The organism is Aquitalea denitrificans, from assembly GCF_009856625.1.
Taxonomy (GTDB): domain Bacteria; phylum Pseudomonadota; class Gammaproteobacteria; order Burkholderiales; family Chromobacteriaceae; genus Aquitalea; species Aquitalea denitrificans.
Map to the genome: position 1 here is coordinate 4,390,165 of NZ_CP047241.1, position 24,364 is coordinate 4,414,528.

Here is a 24,364-nt window from a genome sequence, read left to right on the forward strand (position 1 = left end):
CGGGCCAAGGCGCGCCGCCGCAGACAGTACATGGCGTACGGCAAGGCGGCGCAACGCTGGAGCGGGGGTTTTGTTATCGGTTCTCGGTAAGGAATTCAGGGCAGTTGCCCGACAACATGGCAGTACCTAGGAGACAGCAATGAGCGCAGCACAACAAGACAGCCGTTTCGACCCGACTCGCGTCATCCGCGCCCCGCGCGGTACCGAGCTTTCCTGCAAAAGCTGGCTGACCGAAGCCGTTTACCGCATGATCCAGAACAATCTGGACCCGGAAGTGGCCGAGCACCCACAAAGCCTGGTGGTATACGGCGGCATTGGCCGCGCAGCCCGTAACTGGGAATGCTTCGACACCATCCTGGACGTGCTCAAGCGTCTGGAGGACGACCAGACCCTGCTGATCCAGTCCGGCAAGCCGGTGGGCGTGTTCAACACCCATGCCGACGCGCCACGCGTGCTGATTGCCAACTCCAACCTGGTACCGCACTGGGCCAACTGGGAACACTTCAACGAGCTGGATAAGAAGGGCCTGATGATGTACGGCCAGATGACCGCCGGCTCCTGGATCTACATCGGCTCGCAAGGCATCGTGCAGGGGACTTACGAAACCTTCTTTGCCGTGGCCAACCAGCACTTCGACGGCAAGCCGCAAGGCCGCTGGATCCTGACCGGTGGTCTGGGTGGCATGGGTGGCGCGCAGCCGCTGGCCGCCACCATGGCCGGCTTCAGTATGATCGCCGTGGAATGTGATGAAACCCGTATCGATTTCCGCCTGAAAACCCGTTACGTGGACCGCAAGGCCACCACGCTGGACGAAGCGCTGGCCATCATCGAAGACGCCAAGCAAAGCGGCAAGGCAGTGTCCGTCGGCCTGCTGGGCAATGCCGCCGATGTGTTCACCGAGCTGGTGAACCGTGGCATCACCCCGGATGTGGTGACCGACCAGACCTCCGCTCACGACCCGGTACACGGCTATCTGCCGCAAGGCTGGACGGTGGAACAATGGCGCGCCAAGCAAAAGACCGATGCCGCTGAAATCACCGCTGCCGCCAAGAAGTCCATGGCCGTGCAGGTGCGCGCCATGCTGACCCTGCAACAGCGCGGTGCCGCCACGCTGGACTACGGTAACAACATCCGCCAGATGGCGCTGGAAGAGGGCGTAGAGAATGCCTTCGACTTCCCCGGCTTTGTCCCGGCCTATGTGCGCCCGCTGTTCTGCGAAGGCATCGGCCCCTTCCGCTGGGTGGCGCTGTCCGGCGACCCGGAAGACATCTACAAGACCGACGCCAAGGTGAAGGAACTGATTCCGGATGACCCGCACCTGCACAACTGGCTGGACATGGCGCGTGAGCGCATCAGCTTCCAGGGCTTGCCGGCACGTATCTGCTGGGTGGGCCTGAAAGACCGTGCCCGTCTGGGTGCAGCTTTCAACGAAATGGTGAAGAATGGCGAACTCAAGGCGCCGATCGTGATCGGCCGCGACCATCTGGACTCCGGCTCGGTGGCTTCGCCCAACCGCGAAACCGAATCCATGCTGGATGGTTCGGATGCCGTGTCCGACTGGCCGCTGCTCAACGCCCTGCTGAATACCGCTGGCGGCGCTACCTGGGTGTCCTTGCACCACGGTGGTGGCGTGGGCATGGGCTTCTCCCAGCACTCCGGCGTGGTGATCGTGTGTGATGGCACGGACGAAGCGGCCAAGCGCGTGGGCCGTGTACTGCGTAACGATCCGGGTACCGGCGTGATGCGTCATGCCGATGCCGGTTACGACATTGCCAAGAACTGCGCACGTGAGCAGGGCCTGGACCTGCCGATGCTGAAATAAGTACTGATGCAGTCGCCCTGCCTGCTTTGGCAGGGCATGCGCTACAACAAGAACATATCCGGTCCAGCCTGCGGGCGTGAGGCCAGCTGACAATCAATAGAGACTGAAACCATGAGCATTCTCAATATCGTACCGGGCCAACTGACGCTGGCCGACCTGCGCCGCGTTTCACGTGAAACCGGCCTCAAGCTGCAACTGGACGCATCCTGCCACGCCGGCATCGATGCCTCCGCCGCCACCGTGGCGCGCGTGCTGTCCGAAGGCCGCACCGCCTACGGCATCAACACCGGTTTTGGTCTGCTGGCCAATACCCGCATCGCCCCGGAAGAGCTGGAACTGCTGCAACGCTCCATCGTGCTGTCGCACGCTGCCGGTATCGGCGCGCCGATGGATGATTCCACCGTGCGTCTGGTAATGGCACTGAAAATCAACTCGTTGGCGCGTGGTTTCTCCGGCATCCGCCGTCAGGTGATCGAGGCGCTGGTGACGCTGTTCAACCACGGCATCTACCCGGTGATTCCGCAAAAGGGTTCGGTGGGCGCGTCCGGCGACCTGGCCCCGCTATCGCACATGAGCGCGGTGCTGATCGGCGAGGGCGAAGCCTTCGTCAACGGCCAGCGCGTACATGGCCGTGAAGCCATGCAGGCGGCTGGTCTGGAACCCATCACCCTGGCCCCGAAAGAAGGCCTGGCCCTGCTCAACGGCACGCAGGCCTCCACCGCCTTTGCACTGGAAGGCCTGTTTGCCGCGGAAGACCTGTTTGCCTCCGCCGTGGTGGCGGGCTCCATGTCGGTGGAAGCCGCGCAGGGCAGCCGCACCCCGTTTGATGCGCGCATCCACGCCGTGCGCGGCCATGCCGGCCAGATCGACGCCGCCAGCGCCTACCGCGCCCTGCTGGAACACAGCGAAATCGAACACTCGCACGAAAACTGCGGCAAGGTGCAGGACCCGTACAGCCTGCGCTGCCAGCCGCAGGTGATGGGTGCCTGCCTGACGCAGATCCGTCACTCCGCCAGCGTGCTGGAAGTGGAAGCCAACTCGGTATCGGACAACCCGCTGGTGTTTGCCGACGACAACGACATCCTGTCCGGCGGCAACTTCCACGCCGAGCCGGTGGCCTTTGCCGCCGACAACCTGGCCCTGGCCATTGCCGAAATCGGCTCGCTGTCCGAGCGCCGCATGGCACTGTTGATCGACAGCAACCTGTCCAAGCTGCCGCCCTTCCTGGTCAACAATGGCGGGGTGAACTCCGGCTTCATGATTGCCCAGGTCACCGGTGCGGCACTGGCCTCGGAAAACAAATCGCTGGCGCACCCGGCTTCGGTGGACAGCCTGCCCACCTCGGCCAATCAGGAAGACCATGTGTCGATGGCCACCTTTGCCGGTCGCCGTCTGCGCGACATGGCCGGTAACACCGCCGGCATTCTGGCCGTGGAGCTGCTGGCTGCCTGCCAGGGTGTGGACTTCCGCGCCCCGCACAAGGCCAGCGCCAAGCTGGAAGAAGCCAAGGCCGAGCTGCGCGAACAAGTGAGCTTCTACGACAAGGACCGCTACTTCGCGCCGGATATCGAAAAGGCCGCCACGCTGGTAGCCAGCGGCAGTTACAACCGCTTTGTGGCGGCTGGCTTGCTGCCCTCTTTGTAAGCACGGCAAGTCATCAGGAGCTTGGCCCGGCACCGTCACGGTGACCGGGCTTTTTTGCGAGGAATGGCGGGAAGGGATGTCAGAGCAGGCAGTAGCCCAGCACGCCTGCCAGCAGCAGCGCGGGCAGGGAATACAGATGAAAACGCAGCCAGATGCCGCGCTCGCCCGCCATGCGCAGGGCGATCAGGTTGGCCAGCGAGCCCAGCACACAGCCAAAGCCACCGGCATTCACCGCATAGGCCAGCACCTTGTAGGCGCTGCTGTATTTCACCAGCAGGATGGTGGCCGGCACATTGCTGATCAGCTGCGAACCCAGCAGGGCGGTCAGGTACAGGCCGCCGCTACTCAGCCCGGCTACGGCATCGGTCCAGTGGCGCACCAGCGGCAGCTGGGTCAGCAGGCGGATGTCGACAAACATCAGCATGAACACGGCAATCAGGCTCCAGTCCACCGCCAGCAGCAGGGCCGGGCGCAACAGGGCAATGCCGGCCAGCACCGCAGCCAAACCCCACAGGGCATGGCCGGATTCCAGCGCCACGATAAAGCCGATGTACAACAAGGCGCAGCTCCACAACAGACCGGGCTGATAGCCGCTGGCGTCATCGTGCAGTTCGGCATGAATGCGCTGACCGGGAAACGCCAGTGCCGTGGCCAGTAGCAGCAGCACCATGCTGCCCAGTGCCAGCGGGGCCATTTGCCAGGTAAACGTAGTAAAGGACTGGCCGGACAGCTGCCACAGCAAGATGTTCTGCGGATTGCCGATCGGCGTGAGCAGCGAGCCGGCATTCACTGCCAGCGCTTCGAATATCACCAGCCGGCCAATGGGCAGCCCGGCAATGCCACGCAGGCTGAGGGTGAGCGGCACCACGATGAACAGCGCCACATCATTGGTGAGCACGGTGGACAGCAGGGCGGACATGCCCACCAGAAACAGCGCCAGCGATCTTTCCCGCGCCAGCCGGTTGATGATGAGGCGGCCCAGATGACTCAGATAACCGCTTGCTTCCACGCCCTTGGTCAGCAACAGCAGGCCGGACAGGGTGGTGATGGTGGGCCAGTCTATCCAGTGGACAAACTGGCTGGCTGCCGTGGGCTGTGGCAGCCATAGCAGCAGCATCAGCAATAGCAGCACATGCAGCAGCCGGTCGTGCAAGAACGGGGCGAGCAAGGCTGCCAGACGAGAGGGGGAGGTGTGTGCAGACATGGCGGCAGCTTACGGGAAGGCTGCCGCCGTCATCAAGCTGCGTGCACGGCGGCGTCAGTCCTGGGTGCGCAAGTCGTCACGCTTGATGGCCATGCCCATGGCGATGATCCAGGGAATCAGCAGCCAGCCGCCCAGGACATTGATCAGGATGATGGTTTTCAGGCGTGGGCTTTTTACCAGCCAGGCGGTAATGGCGGGAATCAGGTAGGCCGGAATCATTACCAGCGCATCGCCCATCCACATGGCTGTGGTGACAAAGTCCGGCTGATTGTTGAAAGTGCCATACAGCCACAGCAGAAAAGCCAGTGCCAGCACGATGGCCAGCAGGCCCTTGATCAGATCGACAGGTTTCATGACATCCAGAAAAAAAGCAGACAAGTGCCAAGCGTAATCATGCCGGCCCGGCTTTGGCAAACCGCTTGGTCAAACAAGCTGCGGAATGTGGTTTATGCCGTGCCCAGCAACTGCTGGACACGTTGACGCAGGGCAGGTAGCACTTCGGCGGCAAACCATGGGTTGCGCTTTAGCCACAGGTTGTTGCGCGGGCTGGGGTGTGGCAAGGGCAGGATATGCGGCCAGCCGGCCTGCCAGTTGCGTACCGCCTGGGTGATGTTGCCGGCAGCCGGCAGATGCCAGGCCAGCGCATGCTGACCCAGCACCAGCGTCAGTTGCAGCTTGGGCAATTGCTGCAGCAGCTGAGCGCGCCAGTGGGCGGCACACTCTGGCCGTGGTGGCAGATCGCCGTGCGGACCGGTGCCGGGATAGCAAAACCCCATGGGCAGAATGGCAAGCAGGGTGGGGTCGTAAAACTGTGTGGCATCCAGACCCAGCCAGTCGCGCAGGCGCACGCCACTGGCATCGTCAAAGGGAATGCCGGTTGCATGTACCTTGCGGCCGGGGGCCTGGCCGGCAATCAGCAGCCGGGCTGCCGGATGCAGCTGCAGTACCGGACGTGGGCCGAGGGGTAACTGGTCGGCACATAGCCGACAGTGGCGAACCTGGTCTAGCAGCACGGTGTAGTCGGTCATCATGGCGGGCCGGTGAAGTTTCCTGGCCGTTTATGCGCCTGTCTGCCGGTGCAGGCAAGCCGTTTGTGTGGGGCCTTGCCCATCTTGTCAGTGCGACTTGCTGCCGCCCAGCTGGCTGATCAGCACGCTGGCCACAATCAGCGCCGCGCCGCTGATGGCCATGATGCCCAGTTGCTCTCCGGCGATTGCGCCCACCAGCCCGGCCCAGACCGGTTCCATGGCATAGATGATGGTGGCCCGTGTGGCCGGTACGGTTTTCTGTGCCCAGTTCATGGCAATCTGGATGACAGCCGTGGCCAGGCCCATGCCCAACAGGCTGATGAGCAATACCGGGTGCGCTTGCGGCACGGCCTCGCCACTGGCCAGCCAGCCCAGTGCCGCCAGTAGCGACACGGTTAGCAGCTGTACCACCGCCACGCGACGCGGGTGGCACTGGCCGGCAAAGCGGCTCACAAGGCTGATTTCCAGCGCAATCATCGCGGCACCGGCCAGCGTCAGCCATTCACCGGCACCAAAGTTGAAATGCAAGCCGCGCGGGTCGGACAGCAGCACCAGTCCGGCGAAAGCCACGATGATGCCCAACCAGGCGGCCAGCCGCGGCCTATGGCGAAACAGCAGCAGCTGGAACAGCGGTACCAGTGGCACATACAGGCCGGTCAAAAAGGCTGACTTGCTGCTGGGAATCAGCTGCAAGCCAAGTGTTTGCAGGCTGTAGCTGCCAAACAGTACACAACCCACCAGGGTGCCGGTAAGCAGTTCGCGTCGGCTCAGGCCGTGCAGCTCACGCCAGCTCAGCAGCAGGGCAATCAAGCCTGCCACACCAAAACGCAGGCTGACAAAACCGAAAGGCCCGGCCCACTGCAATGCATGCTGCACCACCAGGAAGGTGAAGCCCCAGATCATGGTGACGCCGATCAGCACCAGGTCGGGCAGACGGGTGTGGTGTGGCGGCAGGCCGGCGGTGGCGGTCAGCGTGGTCATGGCGGAGTCTCGTTGCGGGTGGGGTTTCAGTGAAATATAATGCACAAATCATCGTCTGGGCAATATATTGCACATCGCCATGAGCAAGCAAGCAAACGGGTCACTGGAAGTGATGCAGAACGTGGCTGACAATCTGCGTCAGGCACGCACGCAGCAAGGCTACAGTCAGGAAGTGCTGGCCACGCGGGCGGGCATCAGTCGCCGCATGCTGGTGAATATCGAAGCCGGGGAAAGCAATGCCAGCATTGCCACGGTGGACAAGCTGGCCTCGGCATTGGGCCTGCGTTTTGTCGATGTGGTGCGCCCGCCGTCGCTAACGGACAAGGCCCAGGCTTTGCCGCTGCGCATCTGGCAGGGCGAACACGCCGACAGCCATGCCAGCCTGCTGGAGTCGGTGGCCATGCCGGGCATGGCACTGGAGCTGTGGCGCTGGCAGTTGGCGGCAGGTGACAGCTATCACGCCGAGGCCGACGCCCCCGGCTGCCAGGAGCTGCTGTATGTGCTGGAAGGCAGTCTGCAAGTACAACTGGTGCAGCAAAACCACATGCTGCAGGCTGGGCAGTCGTTGGGCTTTGCCTTGGATCAGCCATGTAGCTATCACAATCAGGGTGCCGAGCCCTGCACATTCACCAAGAGTGTCCTGATGGTGCCGCATCAGGATCAATGAAAAACGGCCCCGCAGGGCCGTTTGATCTTTGTGATGCGCGTACTTATTTGCTGATGGACTTGCCGTAGGTTTCGGCGGCAGTGCGCATTTTCGGCAGCAGGGTTTTTTCGGCCGAGGTCAGCATATTCTTCATGATGTTGTCGATCACCACCGGCTGCTGCTTCATCAGCTTCTGGCCGGCCGGTGTCTTGTAGAAGGCAACGATCTGCTGCATTTCGGCGGCGGAGAACTGCGCGCTGTAGCTCTTCACCACTTCTTGTTCAAACTGCTTTTTCACTGCCGCGGAGTTGAAATAATCGGCTGCGGTCTTGTGCATGCCTTCGGCATAGGACTTGAAGCCGTCCTGAGCCTTCTTCTGCTGTTCCTGGCTCAGGTTGATCTTGTTCTTGACGAAGTATTCCTGCAGCAGCGGGCCGGCGGAGCCGGTGGTGCGGTTGGCCAGGTCATTCGGCATATTGTTCAGGCCGATCACCTGAGCCAGTTCCCGGGCCGCCGCATCCTGCGCTGCATCGGCATGAGCCAGCATGGGCAGGGTCAGGGCAAGGGCGGCAATGGCGGTCTTGATCGGGCTAGCAGCAAACATGAGACATCCTTTTCGGAAATGGCATCAGAGAACACAAGGCTGGCAGTGTGACACCGCCAGAGAGCGTGGTCAAAGCAGCTTTGATGACTTTCCGGCGCAGACAGTTCCCCAGCCGAGCATCAGGCGGCGATGCTGCCCTGGGCGCGAGCACGCTCCAGAAGGGGCGGCAACTGGGCCAGACCTTCTTCCCACTGGTGATGGCCTGACGCCACGTTGATATGGCCGGCCTCCCGCAGCCAGGTGAGCGGGCTTTGCCAGTAGCCGGCCATACGGGCGGCGCGCGCCGATTTGCAGAAAGGGTCGTTGTCGCTGGCCACCACATGGCTGGCAAAGGGCAGCGGCTGGCGTGGCAGCGGGGCAAACGGCATCAGTTCGCGCGGTACGAAGGGTCTTTCCACATCGGCTGGTGCCACCAGCAATGCTCCGGCAATCCTGTCCGGATGACGTCGCGCATAGTGGGCCACGGTAATGCAGCCCAGGCTGTGGGCAATCACGATGGCCGGACGGCGTGCCTGTGACAGTGCCTGATCCAGCCCGGCTAGCCAGCCCTCAAGATCGGGCTGTTCCCAGTTGGCATTCTCCACACGGATAGCCTGCAGACGCTGTTGCCAGTGGCTTTGCCAGTGATCGGCAGCACTGCCTCTCCAGCCAGGCTGGATGATGAAATCGAAGTCGTCGGCAATGGTGGTCATGAGCAAGCCCTCGGAAACGGATGGGGTCACTATAGGGTAAAATCAATATTGCAAAAAGTGATCAATAATTGTTTTTATATTCCAATATGAAATTTTCAGAGGCATGTATGACATGCTATTGCTTAGATTAATTTCGAATAACAGAATGAAAAACAATCATTTCTAGTGCTAAATAAATCCTGATTACAGTGTGCTCTATCAACAGAAGCCCATCGACTCAGGAGCCGCAACATGACGACTATCCGCACCAATCTGAAAGCGCTGGCAGCCGTGCTGCTGCTGGCCGTTACGCCGCTGAAGGCCGCCGAACTGCTGAACGTGTCCTATGATCCCACCCGCGAGCTGTATCAGGACGTGAACAAGGCTTTTGCCGAGCAGTGGAAGAAGAAAACCGGTGAAGAGCTCACCATCAAACAGTCGCACGGTGGTTCGGGCAAGCAGTCGCTGTCAATCCAGCATGGCCTGGCGGCGGATGTGGCCACGCTGGCACTGGCTTACGACATCGATGTGCTGGCCGATGAGGGCCTGCTGCCCAAAAACTGGCAGACCCGTCTGCCGGACAACAGCTCGCCGTATACCTCCACCATCGTGTTCCTGGTGAAGAAGGGAAACCCGAAGCACATCAAGGACTGGAATGACCTGGTGCGCAATGACGTGCAGGTGATCACCCCCAATCCGAAAACCTCCGGCGGCGCACGCTGGAACTACCTGGCGGCCTGGGGCTATGCGCTGAAGAAGAATGGTGGCAATGAAGCCAAGGCCCGTGCTTATGTGGCTGAGTTGTTCAAGCATGTGCCGGTGCTGGATTCCGGTGCGCGCGGTGCCACGCTTACCTTTACCCAGCGCGGCCTGGGTGATGTGCTGCTGGCCTGGGAAAACGAAGCTGTGCTGGCGGTAAAGGAAATGGGTCCGGACAAGTTTGATATCGTCACCCCGTCCATCTCGATTCTGGCCGAACCGCCGGTTGCCGTGGTGGACAAGGTGGTGGACAAAAAAGGGACGCGCAAGCAGGCCGAGGCCTATCTGAAGTTCCTCTACACCCCGGAAGGTCAGACGATTGCGGCGGAAAACTACTACCGTCCGCGTGACCCCAAGATTGCGGCCAAATATGCCAGCCAGTTCCCCAAGGTGAAGCTGTTCACCCTCAAGGACGTGTTTGGCGACTGGCGCAGCGCCCAGAAAAAGCACTTTGCCGATGGTGGCGTGTTTGACCAGATCTACAGCAAGAACTGATTAACACCAGTCTTGCCTTCCATCCGCAGCAGGCCGCTTTCGTGCGGCCTGTTTTGCATTCCGTTTGCATCTGCCGCTTGTCACATGGCTGCGGTAGACTGCGCCACGCTCATTTCATCTGTTTCCCGGCATCCTCATGCAAGTATTTCACAGCCCGTATGGGGCTTTGCGTTATCACGATCTGCCCGGCAGCGGTGTTCCACTATTGTTTGTCCATGGACTGGGGTGTGCTGCCTCCAGCGATTTTCCCCGCGTAGCGGCCGATCCGGCCTTGGCCGGAAGACGGCGTTTGTTGCTGGACTTGCTGGGTGCCGGTTTTTCCGACCGGCCTGACGACTTTGCTTACACCATTGCCGCGCATGCCGAAACCGTGGCGGGCCTGATCGATCATCTTGGCCTGCCGCAGCTGGACATCGTCGGCCATAGTATGGGCGGGGCCGTGGCCATTGCAGCCAGCCGCCTGCGTCCGACACCGGTGACACGGCTGGTGTTGCTGGAACCGAATCTGGATGCCGGTGGCGGCGTGTTCAGCCGTACGTTGGCGGCCATGAGCGAACAAGAGTTTGTCAGTCGTGGCCAACGGCGCATGGCGCGGCTGGCCAGCCACGAAGGCAGCCCGCTGTGGGCCGGTTCGCTGGCCGCCAGTCACGCACCGGCGGTGCACCGCGCGGCGGTATCGCTGGTTGAGGGTGTAGAACCCAGCTGGCGTAGCCAGTTATTGGCGCTCACCATGCCGCGCAGCGTGGTATTCGGCGCGCGCTCCTTGCCGCAGCCAGACCTGGACCGGCTGCCTGCAGATGGCGTGGCGGTGCATGTGCTGGCCGATGCCGGCCATGCCATGAGTGAGGACAACCCTGCCGGCCTGGCCGCCCTGCTGGCCCGGATTCTGGAGTTCGGTTATGTGGCGTGAATGTTGCCGTTTATCTAGCACATTATTGCTGGCCGGCAGCCTGGCCCTGCCTGCGGCTGCGGCCATGGTGCCCGGCCCGCAGGATGTCAGCATTCCCTTGCCTGGGGCCGGAGTTTTCGGCAGTACGCTGGACATGCCGGCACAGTTGTACCTGCCTGCTGGCCGTGGTCCGTTTCCGGTATTGTTGTTTTCCCATGGCCGTGCCGGCAGCCAGCAGGAGCGCCACCAGATGCAGCACCCGCTGGGCCGCAGCCAACTGGCTTACTGGCTGGACCGGGGTTTTGCCATCGTGGCACCGATACGCCCCGGTTATGGCCGCACAGGCGGGGGTGATCCTGAGTATCACAGCGCCCGCATGCTGGCACCCGGGGTGTGCAGCAGCCACCCGGATTATCGCCGGACTGCCGCTGGCGGCAGCGCGGCGGTACAGGCAGCGCTGCGCTGGATCAGCCAGCAGCCCTGGGGTGCGGGCCAGCCCATCTTGCTGGAAGGCCAGTCGGTTGGTGGTCTGCTGACGGTGGCTGTGGGGGCCAGTTCACCGCCGGGCGTGATCGGCTATATCAATTTTGCCGGTGGAGCCGGGGGCAATCCGGAAAAATCGCCCGGACAAAGCTGCGAGCCGCAAGCCCTGGCCGCTTTGTATGCCGATTTTGGCCGTCATACCACGCTGCCCAATCTGTGGATTTACGCGGTGAACGACCAGTACTGGGGGGCGGATGAGCCTGTCGCCTGGCACCAGGCTTTCGCTGCTGGCGGTAGCCCGACATATTTTGTCCATGCACCTGCCGTGGCGGATGGTGACGGCCACGGCCTGAGCCGACATGCGTCAGCATTGTGGGCGACTGAGGTAGATGCATTTTTACGCAGGCTGCCAGCATTGGCGCAGCGGTGGTCAAGTCCGCCTCCAGAGCGTTGAGCTGGCTGATGGTGCCCGCCTGCTGTGGTCTCAACCGGCTGATCTGCATCAAGTATTCATCATTCCGTGTGCCATGTATTTTCTGAGGTGGCGACGGCTTTTCCTTGCAGATCAAAAGCCTATGATTTTCATCAGGGCATAATGTATTTCATCGTCATTTTAAATGGTTAAATTAATGTAAATGGTATGGTAGCGTAGCCCATTTAATGGCTTGCAGCGGGGATGCGGCCATTGCCAATCAAGATGTGATGAATATTCGTGGAGAATTGTTGTGAAACAGAAAACAACTGCCCTGTTGCTGCTGGGCGTCTTGGCGGGCCTGACTGGCTGCGCGACCGAGAGCTCGCAATCCCTGGCCGTGGCACAGGTCAATAGCGTTGCCAAACCTTATACGGGTGTCCGCGCACCGATTTCCATCGGCAAGTTCGATAACCGGTCCAGTTATGCGCGCGGGCTGTTTTCTGATGGTGTTGACCGTTTGGGCAGCCAGGCCAAGACCATTCTGATTACCCATCTGCAGCAGACTGGCCGCTTTAATGTGCTGGATCGCGAAAATATGGCGGAAACCAGACAGGAAGCCAGCATCAAGCAACAGGCGCAGAAGCTGAAGGGCGCTGATTACGTGATCACCGGCGATGTCACCGAATTTGGCCGCAAGGAAGTGGGCGATCAGCAACTGTTTGGCATTCTGGGCCGTGGCAAGCAACAGATTGCCTATGCCAAAGTGAATCTGAATATCGTCAACACCGCCACATCCGAAGTGGTGTATTCCACCCAGGGTGCCGGTGAGTACAGCCTGTCCAATCGTGAGGTCATCGGCTTTGGCGGCACCGCCAGCTATGATTCCACCCTGAATGGCAAGGTACTGGATCTGGCCATCCGCGAAGCGGTGAACCGCCTGACCGAAGCAGTGGATGCCGGTACCTGGCAACCGGCTCGTAACTAAGGCGGGGTGCTTGGTCATGACGATTTCCAAAGCATCACGCCGGGTCCTGCCGCTGCTGAGCCTTTGTCTGCTGGCGGCCTGTGTACAGGCACCCAAGACACTGTACCAGTGGGAAGGCTATCAACCGCAGGTGTATGAACACTTCAAGGGCCAGAGCCCGCAACAGCAGATCACCGAGCTGGAAAAAGGTCTGGAGCGCATTGCCGCCAAGGGCAATGTTCCCCCGCCGGGCTACCGGGCGCATTTGGGCATGCTGTATGCCGAAACCGGGCGCGACGACCTGGCCTTGCAGCAGCTAGAGGCCGAGAAAGCCGCCTTTCCCGAGTCGGCAGCCTATATCGATTTCCTGCTGAAGAAATACCGGAAGTAAGGACCGACCATGCGACATTTTTTCCGATTGATCAGCTGCCTGGCCGTGGCAGCCCTGTTGTCTGCCTGCGCCGCCAGCCAGCCGCCAGCCAAGCGTGATTACACTGCGTACAAGGAAAGCAAGCCCAGAAGCATCCTGGTGCTGCCGCCCTTGAACAACTCGCCGGATGTCAACGCCAGCTACAGCGTACTGTCGGTGCTGACCTACCCGCTGGCTGAAGCTGGCTACTATGTGCTGCCGGTGGCACTGGTGGACAGCACCTTCAAGCAGAACGGCCTGACCGTGCCCGGCGATATCCATCAAGTGGCACCGGCCAAGCTGCGTGACATCTTTGGTGCCGATGCGGGGCTGTATGTCACCATCAGCAAATACGGTTCCACCTACACCGTGCTGGACAGTGTCACCGTGGTGGCGGCTTCGGCCCGGTTGGTGGACCTGCGTACAGGTACCGAGCTGTGGAGCGGCAGTGCCAGTGCTTCCAGCGCCGAAAACCAGAACAATAACAATAACGGTGGCCTGGTGGGCATGCTGATTTCCGCGGCCATCAAGCAGATTGCCAACAACCTGAGCGACAGCGGCCATGATGTGGCTGGTATTACCAGCAATCGCTTGTTGTCGGCCGGTCATTACAATGGCTTGCTGTTCGGGCCGTACTCGCCGCACTATGGCACCGACTGATTGGAGCGCACATGAAAAAGCCGCCAGGGAATGGCTCCTCTGGCGGCTTTTTTCATGTGCAGGGAGAATCAGGGGTAGACAATACGCAGCAGATTGGTGGCACCCGGTGTCCCAAACGGCACACCGGCGATAATCACCATTGGCTTGCCCTGCTCAGCCAGTCCCAGCTTGGTGGCGCAGAAGGTGGTTTTCACCACCATGTCTTCCAGATTCTCTGCATCCGGGCCGTTATAGGCCACTACGCCCCATACCAGAGTCAGACGGCGTGCCGTGCTCAGTCGCGGAGAAATACCCATGATGGGGGTGTGTGGTCGTTCGCGTGCCAGCCGCAGGCAGGTGGAGCCGGAGGTAGTAAAGGCGGCGGAGACGGTAACCGGCAGAATGGCGGCTACCTTGCGCACGCAGGCGGCAATGGCATCGGCCTGCTCTGGTGATTCTGCCGCGCTGTAGTCCAGTGCCATTACGCGGCGGTAGTCCGGTGCGCTTTCCACGCGACGGATCACCCGGTCCATGATTTGCACCGCTTCTATCGGGAAGGAGCCGGCGGCGGTTTCCGCCGACAGCATCACTGCATCGGCACCTTCATACACGGCGGTGGCCACGTCGTTGGCCTCGGCACGGGTGGGGGTGGGGGCGGTGATCATGGATTCCAGCATCTGGGTAGCCACAATCACCGGGCGGCCCAGGTGACGGCACTGGTGCACGATACGGCGCTGCACCACCGGCACGTCTTCCGGTGGCAGCTCCACGCCCAGGTCGCCGCGTGCCACCATCACCGCATCGGCCAGTTCGGCAATCTCGTCCAGCTGGTCCACGGCGGACGGTTTTTCAATCTTCACCACAATGCCCACGCTGCTGCCTATCATCTGGCGCAGTTCGCGCACATCTTCAGCTGTTTGCACAAAGGACAGCGCAATCCAGTCCGCTCCTTCCTGCAGGGCGAATTCGGCGTCCTTGCGGTCTTTCGGGGTGATGGCCGACAGCGGCAGGATGGTTTGCGGCAGATTGAAGCCCTTGCGGTCGGACAGTTCGCCACCCACCACCACGGTGGTTTCAATCACCCGGTCCTGCACACGTTCCACGTGAAACGACAACTTGCCGTCGTTTACCAGAATGTGATGGCCGTGTTCCAGCGCGGCGAAGGCTTCCGGGTGGGGCAGGGTGACCTGGGTGGCATCGCCGTCCACCTGATCCAGTACAAAACGATAGGGCTGGCCCACGCGCACGGTGACCGGGCCTTGCGGGAAAGTGCCGATGCGCAACTTGGGTCCTTGCAGATCCACCAGCACGCCAATGGGGCGGCCCATTTCTGTTTCCGCGGCGCGGATGGCAGCCAGCCGGGCGCGGTGGTCGTCGTGGCTGCCATGACTCATGTTCAGGCGGAATACATTCACCCCGGCGCGCGCCAGCGCCAGGATTTGCTGCGGGGTGCTGGATGCCGGGCCCAGCGTGGCGAGAATCTTGGTATTGCGGAGCATGTACTTGTCCTTGTCGGTGCCGGTCTGCGCTGGCGGGGTGTTGTCGGGTGGACCTGATCAGTCGGCGGGTTGCCGACTCTGGTCTCTTGCTTTTCGCAACATGCTGCCACAACTGGAATGTAGTGGCTTTGCTACCTTGCAGGCACTTGGGCTGGGTGTTGCCACCTTGTCAGTTGGGAAAAAATCCGGGCGCGCTTTATGCGCGTTTTTCTTGCGCAGCCTGCCATTGGTGTTGTTATTTTGCCCCTCTATGCCGCAACGCTTGCTTGCTGCAAAGCAAGAAAAGCGCAAATCCTTGTAGTTCGGTACTTACAGACCATTCGCATTTACGATATCTTGCGCTGCAAAATGCGCTGGAACCGGCGATGGCGAGGTCGGATTTCAGACATGTACGAAAGTTTTATGCGTGCTGATTGACAGCTGAAGCGTGTTAACTAGAATTGGCCGAAAATAAAACGAACATCATAAATACAAAAAACAACATAACAAAGATTGCCAGCCCGCCCCGGCGTACCGCAGGGCTTGAGGCGATGCCGTCAAAACCAGTCAGCAAAAACGCTCGGCCAGCAACGGCCTTTGGATTGCCAAGGAGACATCTCACATGAAGAACCAGTTCATTCTGGCGCTGGATCAGGGTACGACCAGTTCGCGTGCCATTCTGTTCAACCAGGCCGGCGACATCGTGTCGCTGGCGCAAAAGGAATTCCGCCAGATTTACCCGCAGCCGGGCTGGGTGGAACACGACCCGCAGGAAATCTGGGGCGGTCAGGCCGGTGTGGCTGCCGAAGCCGTGGCCAAGGCCGGTATCGACGGCCGCAGCATTGCCGCCATCGGTATCACCAACCAGCGCGAAACCACCATTGTGTGGGACCGCGAAACCGGCCTGCCGGTGTATAACGCCATCGTCTGGCAAGACCGCCGTACCGCAGCCTTTTGCGACCAGCTGAAAGAACGCGGCCTGGCTGACACCATCCGCAACAAGACCGGCCTGCTGGTGGATGCCTATTTCTCCGGCAGCAAGATCAAGTGGATTCTGGACAATGTGCCGGGCGCACGTGCCCGTGCCGAGGCCGGCAAGCTGGCCTTCGGCACCGTGGACAGCTGGCTGATCTGGAACTTCACCCACGGCAAAGTACATGTGACCGACGTGTCCAATGCCTCGCGTACCATGCTGTACAACATCCACACGCTGCAATGGGATGCCGAGCTGCTGGACATCCTGAGCATTCCGGCCAGCATGCTGCCGGAAGTGAAAAGCTCCAGCGAAGTGTACGGCCACACCCATGCCGCGCATCTGGGGGTGGAAATTCCGATTGCCGGCGTGGCCGGCGACCAGCAGGCTGCCTTGTTCGGCCAGCAGTGCACCCGTCCGGGCATGGTGAAGAATACTTACGGCACCGGCTGCTTCATGATGATGAACACCGGTGAACAACCGATCGAATCCACCAACAAGCTGTTGACCACCATTGCCTGGCAAGTGGATGGCAAGGTGCATTACGCGCTGGAAGGGTCCATCTTCATTGGTGGCGCGGTGGTGAAATGGCTGCGCGACGGCCTGGGCATCATCCGCCATTCGGCCGATGTCGGCCCGCTGGCGCAGGAAGTGGCCGACAGCGATGGCGTGTACCTGGTGCCGGCCTTTGCCGGTCTGGGTGCGCCGCACTGGAATCAGGACGCGCGCGGCACCATCGTCGGTGCCACGCTGGGCACCAAGGCGGCGCATATTGCCCGCGCCGCGCTGGACAGCATTGCCTACCAGACCATGGACGTGCTCAAGGCCATGGAAGCCGATGCCGGCATGGCCATTGCCGAACTGCGTGTGGATGGCGGTGCCACCGTCAACGAACTGCTGATGCAATTCCAGTCCGACATTCTCGGCGTGGACGTGGTCCGCCCGAAAATCACCGAAACCACCGCGCTGGGTGCGGCTTATCTGGCCGGGCTGGCCGTGGGCTACTGGGCCGGAGTGGAGGACATCCAGGGCCAGTGGCAACTGGATCGCCGCTTCCAGCAAAGCATGGCGGCCGAACAGGTAGCGGCCAATGTCCGTGGCTGGGTGCGCGCGGTGAACGCGGCCAAGGCCTGGGCCGAGGGCTGAGCCACATTCTTGCACGATGCTAACCGGTAGTCTTGCCGCAGCCATGCCCGGGCTGCGTGCAAGGAGTTTGGTGCCACCGGTATGGCCGTGTGATTTCCTTTTGTGATTTTGGTCGGACGGTTACGGGATGGCAGCAACACCATCCCGGCTGTCTGCCGGCAACGACGCCATGAAAGAGCAGCCATCAGCCAGAGTAGCCGATGGTAGCGGGAGTCATGGCGCGGAGACTCTGCATGAACCCTTTGTTTGGTGAATTTATCGGAACCGCCCTGCTGGTGTTGCTGGGCAATGGCGTGGTGGCCAATGTGCTGCTGAGCAATACCAAGGGCCATAACAGCGGCCTGATCGTGATTGCCTTTGGCTGGGCGATGGCGGTGTTTGTCGGCGTGTTCAGTGTGGCCGCCATCAGCGGTGCGCACCTGAACCCTGCCGTCACCGTGGCGCTGGCGGTAGCCGGCAAGTTTGAATGGGCCCGCGTGCCGGGCTATGTGCTGTCACAAATGCTGGGTGGCATGATGGGCGCGCTGCTGGTGTGGGTGATGTACCGCAAGCATTACGAAACCACCGACTGCGCCGATCTCAAGCTGGCCACCTTCTGCACCGGCCCGGCCATCCGCAGCCTGCCGGGCAATCTGTTGTCCGAGGTGCTGGCCACCTTCGTGCTGGTGTTTGCCATTCTCAGCATGGTGGCGCCCAAGCTGTCGCTGGGCGCGATGGACGCCCTGCCGGTGGCCTTGCTGGTACTGGGTATCGGTGTGTCGCTGGGCGGCACCACCGGCTATGCGATGAGCCCGGCGCGCGATCTGGCCCCGCGCATCATGCATGCGCTGCTGCCGATTCCGGGCAAGGGTTCCAGCGACTGGGGCTATGCCTGGGTGCCGGTGGTCGGCTCCTTGCTGGGCGGCACGCTGGCAGCGCTCACCTATACCCATCTGTAAACCGTTTTGCTCCTGGTGCCCCGCTGCTGGCGGGGCCGGCAAGCCACCTGCGGGTGGCTTTTTTTATGTGTGTGGTCTGGCGGATGCCACTGCATGTCTGCCTGCGGCAGCCGGTATGACGAAGGAAGGCACGCCTGCCCATGCGAAAAATGGAAATCAAACAAAGAATATTGTGGTCAATACGCACATTGCGGCGCACAAAACGAACATAAACGAACATTATGTGTTGAATTGATCTTCGTATGACGCTACGCTAAGCACATCAACACACGCAATCCGCCTTCTTGCCCTGTAGTGACAGGCGCAAGCCGGATACAGACAAGACCGAGGATGAAACTGTGAAACCCTACGACCTGATGGTGATTGGTGGCGGCATCAATGGAGCAGGCATTGCCCGTGATGCAGCAGGCCGTGGCCTGTCGGTGCTGCTGTGCGAAAAGGATGATCTGGCTTCGCACACCTCGTCGGCCAGTACCAAGCTGATACATGGCGGCCTGCGCTATCTGGAATATTACGAGTTTGGCCTGGTGCGCAAGGCGCTGCAGGAGCGCGAAGTGCTGCTCAAGGCTGCGCCGCACATCATCTGGCCGCTGCGTTTCGTGATGCCGCACGACAAGGCCCAGCGCCCGGAATGGATGATCCGCTGCGGCTTGTTTCTGTACGACCACCTGGCCCACCGCGAAGTACTGCCCGGCTCGGAAACCATCAGCTTTGCCAAGCACCCCTCCGGCGCACCGCTGAAAGCCGCGTTCAAGCGTGGTTTTGTCTATTCCGACGGCTGGGTGCAGGATGCCCGGCTGGTGGTGCTCAATGCCATGGCGGCAGCCGAACACGGCGCGCGCATTGTCACCCGCACCGCCTGTGTGGCAGCGCGGCGCGAAGGCGAGCACTGGCTGTGCACCTTGCAACACGAAGATGGCCGTCAGGAACAGGTGAAGGCACGCGCCGTGGTGAATGCCGCCGGCCCCTGGGTGGAAAGCCTGCTGAAAGACACCTTGCAGCTGCCATCGCCCAAGTCCATCCGTTTGGTGAAAGGCAGCCACATCGTGGTGAAAAAGCTGTTCGATCACCCCTATGCCTATATTTTCCAGAACCCGGACAAGCGCATCATCTTTGCCATCCCGTACGAAAACGACTTCACCCTGATCGGCACCACCGATGTGGAATACCACGACGATCCGGGTACCGTGCAGATTGATGCCGACGAGGTGGACTACCTGTGCCGCATGAGCAACCGCTACTTCAACAGCCAGATTGGCCCGGATGATGTACTGAGCACCTACTCCGGCGTGCGCCCGCTGCTGGACGACGACGCCAGCAATGCCTCCAGCGTGACCCGCGATTATGCGCTGGAGCTGGACAGCAATGGCGCGCCGATGCTGTCGGTGTTTGGCGGCAAGATCACCACCTATCGCAAGCTGGCGGAAGAAGCCGTGGACCGGCTGGCCCCGCTACTGGGCAATCACCAACCTACCTGGACGGCCGGTGTGCCGCTGCCGGGCGGCGACATGCCGAATGCCGATGCGACGGCTTTCCTTACCGTCAGCCAGCAGCGCCATCCCTGGCTGCCGGCAGCGCTGCTGCAACGCTATGTGAAAACCTATGGTACGCGCCTGAACACCCTGATCGGCAGCGCCCGCAGTCTGGCCGAGCTGGGCGCGGAAATCCTGCCGGGCGTGTACGAAGCAGAACTCAACTATCTGGTGGATCAGGAATGGGCGGTTAGCGCGGAAGACATCCTGTGGCGGCGCAGCAAGCTGCGTCTGCATCTGCCAGCCAATGCCGGCACGGTGCTGGATGCCTGGCTGGCGCAAAACCGGGCCGGAACGAGTGATGCCGGCCAACGGTCGACGGCAGGTGCAAGCCCGTTGTAGGGAAGCAAGGTGGACGAAACAGTGGTGGCATCCAGGCAAGAGCCCGGATGCCACACCCTGAAACGGCGTTGATGTTGTCTGTGCTGTAGTGCGCAGAACTTGATTCATCAGGCAAGCACCACTAACGAAGCGTGGTCCTGAAGAGACCGTTCGGGCTTAGCCTTCACCCTGACGCGGGTTGGTGTTAAAGGTGTAGAGGACGATCTTCCAGACCCCGTTGATTTTGGTTAGCACGAAAACCTCGCGGTTGAAATCCAGCACCTTCTTGCCGTTTTCAATCACGGCAGCGCCTTTGTGGTGATGCGTGCGCACGACGGCGGTATTGCCATACACATTGATCGAGTCATAAGCGAATACCGTGGAGAATTTCGCAATGCTGAACAAGGCGTTGTAGCCGTCGATCTTCTGCTGACGCGTTGCATAGGTCGGCTTGTCGTTCCATTCGGCCACGCTGTCTTCTGCAAACAGATTGAGGATGGTCGGTGTATCACCGGCATTGAGTGCGGTCTCGTAGCGATGGACAACATCATAGACCTGTTGTTGTACCGCACGTACGGCCGGGTCCTTGGCATACGGCAGCGCTTCCTTTCCGGCTGCGTTTGCGCCGGCAACAGCACCGAGAGAAAGAGCGAGTACCAAAGCTGCTTTGGCTGACAAGAAGCGGAAAGTATTCATGGTCATCTCCTGAGAGGTTCAAGTGGACAGCCGGCGCAGTATAGGGTGGGGTTACAGTGAACTACCAGAGATGGCGGTATGTCGAATGGACCAAAAATTCATTTGGCAACAAGGGCTTACAGTCATGCTGGATGCATCCGTTCGGATGGCTTGCTAGTGCCGGGTTTGGACGCCAAATGCTTCCTGCCAGGGTGGCAACGAGGTGTTGTTGATATGCATTTTTGGGCATGGTTGATCGGCAGTTAATTCTGCCGGTTGGCAAATTTTCCAGGCTGGATGCTCGGTTGTGGTCGCGCCTGGCATGGAAACAATGCCGCAGGCTGGTTTTCAAATGGTGGGCTTATGCCTGTCTCCTCCCGTAGCCCCACCTTGATCGGTGGGGCATTTTTTTGCGTGACCCTTTACGCAGTCCCGCTCCCTGCCGCTACCATAGCGCCATGCCCCATCAAGACGACCTGCTGCTGGAGCTGCGCAGTTACCAGCAGGAAAGCCACCAGCATCAGCATGATTACCATCAGCTGGTGCTGCCGGCGCGTGGCTGTCTGGAGCTGGATGTCGAAGGCCGTGGCGGCATGGTGCAGGCCGGCCAGCTGGCGGTGATTGCCGCAGGCAACAGCCATGGCTTTGCCGCGCCGGACGATAATGCCTTCGTGGTGGCCAATGTCCCGGCGGCATTGGCACCACAACTGGCCAGCCTGCCTACCTTTTTGCCGCTGGATGCCAGCTTGCTGGCTTATGTCGAGTTTTTACGTGCCGAGCTCTCCCGCCCGGCAGCGGCAGAACACAGCCGGCGGCAGATGCTGCTGTTGCTCACCCAGCTGCTGGCGGAACGTGCCGGTGCCGACAGCCGGCTGGACCGGCGCGTGGCCGCAGCCCGTGCGGTGCTGGATGCGCGCTTTGCCGAAGACATCAGCCTGGCACAGCTGGCGGCAGCGGCCCACCTGAGCGTGCGCCAGTTGTCCGAGCTGTTCCGCCGGCAACTGGGCATGAGCCCCGGCCAGTACCAGCTGGAGCAGCGCATGCAGCATGGCTGGCTGTTGCTGGAGCAGGGCAGCTTGCCGGTGCAGCAGGTGGCCGAGCAATGCGGCTATGCCAGCCTGTCCGCCTTTAGCGACCGCTTCCGCCGCCATTTCGGCATCGCCCCCAGCCATTTCCGCCATCCGGCCAAATAAGCCCGCCAGCCTGGCAAAGTCGCGGCCTGCCATCCTGCCTACACTGCGGCTTTGTTTGTCAGAGAGTGTTTCCCATGCTTACCCGTCACCAGGCTACGCTGATCGGCAGCTTGTCCATTGCGCTATGGGGCAGCCTTGCGCTGCTGACCCGGCTGACTGCCGGGGTGTTTCCACCGTTCCAACTGCTGGCCATGACCTTTGCGCTGGCCTTCGGCCTGATGCTGGCCAAATGGCTGCGCGCCGGGCAGTCACCGCTTGGCTTTCTGCGTCAGCCGCCGCTAGCCTGGGCGTTGGGAGTGGGTGGCCTGTTTGCTTATCACTTTTGCTATTTTCTGGCCATGCGGCTGGCCCCGGCGGTGCAGGTCAGCCTGCTGGCCTATCTGTGGCCGCTGCTGATTCTGCTGTTTTCCGCCTTGCTGCCCGGCCATCGCCTGTCACGCTGGCATCTGTTGGGCGGCCTGTTGGCGCTGGGCGGCTGCTGGCTGTTGCTGGGCGGCGGGCTGGGCGGTTTTGCCAGCCAGTATCTGCCGGGCTATCTGATGGCGCTGTTGTGCGCGCTGATCTGGTCGCTGTATTCGGTGGCCAGCCGTCTGGTGGCACAGGTGCCGACCGATGCGGTGGGCTGGTTCTGTGCCGCAACTGCCGTGCTGGCGGCGCTGTGTCATCTGTACGGGGAGAGCACGGTATGGACTGCACCATGGACGGCCTGGCTGGGCGTGCTGGCCCTGGGACTGGGGCCGGTGGGCATTGCCTTCTTTACCTGGGATATCGGCATGAAGCAGGGCAATCTGCCGCTGCTTGGCGTGCTGTCCTACGCAGCGCCCTTGATCTCCACGCTATTGCTGCTGGGCGCAGGTCTGGCCACGCCCAGCTGGAGCCTGTTGCTGGCTTGTCTTGCCATCATCGGCGGGGCGGCGCTGGCCGCCCGCGGTGGATGAGGCTGATCAGTGCCCGGCAGCCTTCCAGGCTTCCAGCGCCTTCAGCGTATTGCTGACGTGCTGGTCGGGGGCCATGGCGTTATAGCTGTACCAGACTTTATGGTCCGGCGTGATGACGTAGGAGACGCGGCGGGCATAGCTGGTGCCGGGAATCATCACCGCGTCGTAGGCTTTCATGATCTTGCGATCCTTGTCGGCCGCCACCGGGAATTTGCTGCGGCATTCGGACACGGAAAAGCGTTGCAGCTTTTCGATGTCATCGCCGGAGACGCCAATCACCGTGGCCCCCAGCGCCTTGAACTTGTCGGTGGCCTCGGCAAACAGGTGGGCTTCCACCGTGCAACCGCTGGTAAAGGCTGCCGGATAGAAATACAGCACTACCGGGCCGTGGCTCAGCGCCTCGTTCAGCGAGTACTGAAAGCGCTTGCCGCCCAGAGAGGCTTCCGTGTTGAAGTCGCTGGCCGGGGCACCTTTGCTCAGTTCGGCCTGGGCCGTAGTGGCCAGCAACAGGGCGGACAGGCCGATGGACAGGGTGTGGCGGGTGAATGCAGACATGGGTGGCTCCTCGACATTCGGGCTGGAACAGTTTTTGGCAGCTTGATGTGGCAGAGGTTCGCACAGCGCGGCTGGCAAAACCTCGCAGAAAATCCGGGTCAGGGCCTGCCGACGCAGACAGTACAGCAAGTACGGCAAGGCGGCTTTTTAGCGGGTCTTAGTCCGCCACAAACAGCTGGGTACCTGCTTCGGCAATCACCGCCTGCATTTCCGGCGGCACCGGCTTGTCGGTAAACAGCGCATGCACCTGCGACAGATGGCCCAGTTCCACCAGCGCCGGGCGGCCGAACTTGGAATGGTCTGCCGCCAGCAGCACCTGGCGCGATTGCTGGATGATGGCTTCCGAGGTGCGTACTTCACGATAGTCGTAATCGCGCAGCACGCCGTCGTTTTCGATACTGGAAATGCCGATGATGCCGTAGTCCACCTTGAACTGGCGGATCAGCTGCACCGTGGCTTCGCCGGTGATGCCGCGGTCGCGCTTGCGCAGCACGCCGCCCAGCACGATGACCTCGCAATCCGGGTAGTCGCACATCATGTCGGCCACGTGCAGGTTGTTGGTGATCACCCGCAGGCCGCGATGGCGGTGCAGTGCCTTGGCCACTTCCTCGGTGGTGGTGCCGATATTGATGAACAAGGACGCATTGTCGGGAATCTGTTTGGCCAGCAGCGCGGCCAGCCGGCGCTTTTCCTCGATGCACAGCACCTGACGGGCGTTGTAGGCCACGTTTTCCACACTGGACAGCACGCTGGCACCGCCGTGATAGCGCTGCAGCAGCTGGTGTTCTGCCATCAGCGCAATGTCGCGGCGTATGGTCTGGTGGGTGACGCCAAAATGGGCGGCCAGCTTTTCCACGGTGACATAGCTTTCGCGATGGACGATGCCCAGCAGTTCCTGCTGGCGCTGATTGAGAATGATCATGGTGGCGGGTCGTTTGTCAGTATGCTGCGGTGTTGGAGGC

The 24,364-nt window shown here is 61.2% G+C and carries 25 protein-coding genes; 15 read left to right on the forward strand and 10 right to left on the reverse strand.

From position 1 onward, the window contains the following. Nucleotides 1–139: 139 nt before the first annotated feature. Nucleotides 140–1,822 (forward strand): urocanate hydratase, encoded by a 1,683-nt coding sequence (gene hutU, locus GSR16_RS20440; protein WP_159880584.1) that lies wholly within the window; start codon nucleotides 140–142, stop codon nucleotides 1,820–1,822. A 111-nt stretch (nucleotides 1,823–1,933) separates the two neighbouring features. After that, nucleotides 1,934–3,466, forward strand: a complete 1,533-nt coding sequence (gene hutH / locus GSR16_RS20445) for a histidine ammonia-lyase (RefSeq protein ID WP_159880585.1) — start codon at nucleotides 1,934–1,936, stop codon at nucleotides 3,464–3,466. Nucleotides 3,467–3,545: 79 nt separating this feature from the next. Here the strand turns inward: hutH and GSR16_RS20450 are convergent, their stop codons facing one another. The 4 genes from GSR16_RS20450 to GSR16_RS20465 all read right to left on the reverse strand — a co-directional run bounded on the left by GSR16_RS20450 (nucleotide 3,546) and on the right by GSR16_RS20465 (nucleotide 6,679). Then, complete coding sequence (locus tag GSR16_RS20450) at nucleotides 3,546–4,670, reverse strand: SLC13 family permease (protein WP_159880586.1); 1,125 nt, start codon at nucleotides 4,668–4,670, stop codon at nucleotides 3,546–3,548. Between the two features lie 54 nt (nucleotides 4,671–4,724). Next, on the reverse strand, nucleotides 4,725–5,024 hold the full coding sequence (locus tag GSR16_RS20455) for a superinfection immunity protein (protein ID WP_159880587.1): 300 nt from the start codon (nucleotides 5,022–5,024) through the stop codon (nucleotides 4,725–4,727). Nucleotides 5,025–5,116: 92 nt separating this feature from the next. Then, nucleotides 5,117–5,701 (reverse strand): uracil-DNA glycosylase family protein, encoded by a 585-nt coding sequence (locus tag GSR16_RS20460; RefSeq protein WP_338024033.1) that lies wholly within the window; start codon nucleotides 5,699–5,701, stop codon nucleotides 5,117–5,119. Nucleotides 5,702–5,785: 84 nt separating this feature from the next. Continuing rightward, on the reverse strand, nucleotides 5,786–6,679 hold the full coding sequence (locus tag GSR16_RS20465) for a DMT family transporter (protein ID WP_159880588.1): 894 nt from the start codon (nucleotides 6,677–6,679) through the stop codon (nucleotides 5,786–5,788). Between the two features lie 79 nt (nucleotides 6,680–6,758). Between GSR16_RS20465 and GSR16_RS20470 the strand changes: the two genes are divergently transcribed. Continuing rightward, nucleotides 6,759–7,346 (forward strand): helix-turn-helix domain-containing protein, encoded by a 588-nt coding sequence (locus GSR16_RS20470; RefSeq protein ID WP_159880589.1) that lies wholly within the window; start codon nucleotides 6,759–6,761, stop codon nucleotides 7,344–7,346. 43 nt (nucleotides 7,347–7,389) lie between these two features. Here the strand turns inward: GSR16_RS20470 and GSR16_RS20475 are convergent, their stop codons facing one another. Both GSR16_RS20475 and GSR16_RS20480 read right to left on the reverse strand, forming a co-directional pair. Further along, entirely contained in the window at nucleotides 7,390–7,929 is a 540-nt protein-coding gene (locus GSR16_RS20475) for a DUF2059 domain-containing protein (protein ID WP_159880590.1), read from the reverse strand. Nucleotides 7,930–8,048: 119 nt separating this feature from the next. Further along, the gene (locus tag GSR16_RS20480) at nucleotides 8,049–8,621 is read right to left on the reverse strand and encodes an RBBP9/YdeN family alpha/beta hydrolase (protein ID WP_159880591.1); all 573 of its coding nucleotides are present in this window, start codon (nucleotides 8,619–8,621) and stop codon (nucleotides 8,049–8,051) included. A 231-nt stretch (nucleotides 8,622–8,852) separates the two neighbouring features. Here GSR16_RS20480 and GSR16_RS20485 point away from each other — a divergent pair, with 231 nt between their 5' ends. The 6 genes from GSR16_RS20485 to GSR16_RS20510 all read left to right on the forward strand — a co-directional run bounded on the left by GSR16_RS20485 (nucleotide 8,853) and on the right by GSR16_RS20510 (nucleotide 13,674). Beyond that, nucleotides 8,853–9,854, forward strand: a complete 1,002-nt coding sequence (locus tag GSR16_RS20485; protein WP_159880592.1) for a sulfate ABC transporter substrate-binding protein — start codon at nucleotides 8,853–8,855, stop codon at nucleotides 9,852–9,854. A gap of 136 nt (nucleotides 9,855–9,990) precedes the next feature. Next, complete coding sequence (locus GSR16_RS20490) at nucleotides 9,991–10,764, forward strand: alpha/beta fold hydrolase (RefSeq protein ID WP_159880593.1); 774 nt, start codon at nucleotides 9,991–9,993, stop codon at nucleotides 10,762–10,764. After that, nucleotides 10,754–11,680: an alpha/beta hydrolase family protein gene (locus GSR16_RS20495; RefSeq protein WP_159880594.1), complete on the forward strand. Its 927-nt coding sequence runs from the start codon at nucleotides 10,754–10,756 to the stop codon at nucleotides 11,678–11,680. The genes GSR16_RS20490 and GSR16_RS20495 overlap by 11 nt, the downstream gene beginning before the upstream one ends. A 271-nt stretch (nucleotides 11,681–11,951) precedes the next feature. Beyond that, nucleotides 11,952–12,626 carry a CsgG/HfaB family protein gene (locus GSR16_RS20500; RefSeq protein ID WP_205677470.1) on the forward strand — a complete coding sequence of 225 codons (675 nt, stop codon included), beginning with the start codon at nucleotides 11,952–11,954 and terminating at the stop codon, nucleotides 12,624–12,626. A gap of 16 nt (nucleotides 12,627–12,642) precedes the next feature. Continuing rightward, nucleotides 12,643–12,996: a DUF4810 domain-containing protein gene (locus tag GSR16_RS20505; RefSeq protein WP_159880595.1), complete on the forward strand. Its 354-nt coding sequence runs from the start codon at nucleotides 12,643–12,645 to the stop codon at nucleotides 12,994–12,996. A gap of 9 nt (nucleotides 12,997–13,005) precedes the next feature. Next, nucleotides 13,006–13,674 (forward strand): DUF799 domain-containing protein, encoded by a 669-nt coding sequence (locus tag GSR16_RS20510; protein ID WP_159880596.1) that lies wholly within the window; start codon nucleotides 13,006–13,008, stop codon nucleotides 13,672–13,674. Nucleotides 13,675–13,742: 68 nt separating this feature from the next. On the opposite strand, the gene pyk is transcribed toward GSR16_RS20510, so the two are convergent. After that, complete coding sequence (gene pyk, locus GSR16_RS20515) at nucleotides 13,743–15,152, reverse strand: pyruvate kinase (RefSeq protein ID WP_159880597.1); 1,410 nt, start codon at nucleotides 15,150–15,152, stop codon at nucleotides 13,743–13,745. Nucleotides 15,153–15,252: 100 nt separating this feature from the next. Here pyk and GSR16_RS20520 point away from each other — a divergent pair, with 100 nt between their 5' ends. The 4 genes from GSR16_RS20520 to glpD all read left to right on the forward strand — a co-directional run bounded on the left by GSR16_RS20520 (nucleotide 15,253) and on the right by glpD (nucleotide 20,062). Next, nucleotides 15,253–15,453, forward strand: coding sequence for a hypothetical protein (locus tag GSR16_RS20520; protein WP_159880598.1), 201 nt, complete (start codon nucleotides 15,253–15,255; stop codon nucleotides 15,451–15,453). A gap of 300 nt (nucleotides 15,454–15,753) precedes the next feature. Further along, the gene (gene glpK, locus GSR16_RS20525) at nucleotides 15,754–17,250 is read left to right on the forward strand and encodes a glycerol kinase GlpK (protein ID WP_159880599.1); all 1,497 of its coding nucleotides are present in this window, start codon (nucleotides 15,754–15,756) and stop codon (nucleotides 17,248–17,250) included. Between the two features lie 233 nt (nucleotides 17,251–17,483). Then, nucleotides 17,484–18,188, forward strand: coding sequence for an MIP/aquaporin family protein (locus GSR16_RS20530; RefSeq protein WP_159880600.1), 705 nt, complete (start codon nucleotides 17,484–17,486; stop codon nucleotides 18,186–18,188). A 338-nt stretch (nucleotides 18,189–18,526) separates the two neighbouring features. Next, nucleotides 18,527–20,062 carry a glycerol-3-phosphate dehydrogenase gene (gene glpD / locus GSR16_RS20535; RefSeq protein WP_159880601.1) on the forward strand — a complete coding sequence of 512 codons (1,536 nt, stop codon included), beginning with the start codon at nucleotides 18,527–18,529 and terminating at the stop codon, nucleotides 20,060–20,062. A gap of 156 nt (nucleotides 20,063–20,218) precedes the next feature. Here glpD and GSR16_RS20540 read toward each other — a convergent pair whose 3' ends face one another. Then, on the reverse strand, nucleotides 20,219–20,737 hold the full coding sequence (locus GSR16_RS20540) for a YybH family protein (RefSeq protein ID WP_159880602.1): 519 nt from the start codon (nucleotides 20,735–20,737) through the stop codon (nucleotides 20,219–20,221). Nucleotides 20,738–21,174: 437 nt separating this feature from the next. Here GSR16_RS20540 and GSR16_RS20545 point away from each other — a divergent pair, with 437 nt between their 5' ends. Next, entirely contained in the window at nucleotides 21,175–21,909 is a 735-nt protein-coding gene (locus GSR16_RS20545) for a helix-turn-helix transcriptional regulator (protein ID WP_159880603.1), read from the forward strand. Between the two features lie 74 nt (nucleotides 21,910–21,983). Next, nucleotides 21,984–22,847: an aromatic amino acid exporter YddG gene (yddG, locus tag GSR16_RS20550; protein ID WP_159880604.1), complete on the forward strand. Its 864-nt coding sequence runs from the start codon at nucleotides 21,984–21,986 to the stop codon at nucleotides 22,845–22,847. 6 nt (nucleotides 22,848–22,853) lie between these two features. On the opposite strand, the gene GSR16_RS20555 is transcribed toward yddG, so the two are convergent. Together GSR16_RS20555 and GSR16_RS20560 are read right to left on the reverse strand one after the other, a co-directional pair. Then, entirely contained in the window at nucleotides 22,854–23,402 is a 549-nt protein-coding gene (locus GSR16_RS20555; protein WP_159880605.1) for a peroxiredoxin, read from the reverse strand. Nucleotides 23,403–23,559: 157 nt separating this feature from the next. Then, nucleotides 23,560–24,324: a DeoR/GlpR family DNA-binding transcription regulator gene (locus GSR16_RS20560; protein ID WP_045845984.1), complete on the reverse strand. Its 765-nt coding sequence runs from the start codon at nucleotides 24,322–24,324 to the stop codon at nucleotides 23,560–23,562. Between the last annotated feature and the right edge of the window lie 40 nt (nucleotides 24,325–24,364).